Annotated in this window: 1 protein-coding gene; it reads left to right on the forward strand. The window is 73.0% G+C overall.

The features are described 5' to 3' along the window. Positions 1-57: 57 nt before the first annotated feature. Positions 58-552, forward strand: a 495-nt coding sequence (locus DQ241_RS21495) for a biotin/lipoyl-containing protein (RefSeq protein ID WP_233492603.1), incomplete at its 3' end; no start/stop codon positions are given.

The raw sequence follows: 552 nt of genomic DNA on the forward strand, positions 1-552 counted from the left end.
AGATGTGTATAAGAGACAGTCCCGGACGTCGGCGAAGGCCTCACCGAGGCCGAGATCGTGTCGTGGCGGGTCGCGCCCCGCGACGAGGTCGCCGTCAACGACGTCCTCGTCGAGATCGAGACGGCCAAGTCGCTCGTCGAGCTCCCCTCGCCGTTCGCCGGCACGGTGGGGGAGATCCTCGCCGCGGAGGGCGCCACGGTCGAGGTGGGCGCGCCGATCATCACGATCGCGGATGCGGCGGACGCCGGTGCGCCCGCGGCACCGGCGTCGGTGCCCGAGCCGACCGACCCGGGCGGCGCCGTGCTCGTCGGGTACGGCACCGGCGGGGCCGTGCAGTCGCGGCGCCGGCGCCCCGCGGAGCGTCCGGTCGCGGCATCCGTCGGGGTCGTGGCCAAGCCCCCGATCCGCAAGCTGGCCCGCGATCTGGGCGTCGACCTCACCGACGTCACCCCCAGCGGCCCGGCCGGCGAGGTGACGCGCGAAGACGTCGTGCGGCACGCGTCGCAGGCGAGCGTCTTTCGCAACATCGAGACCTGTCTCTTATACACATCT

Origin of the sequence: Blastococcus sp. TF02A-30 (assembly GCF_003319185.1) — a bacterium.
Classification (GTDB): Bacteria; Actinomycetota; Actinomycetes; order Mycobacteriales; family Geodermatophilaceae; genus Blastococcus.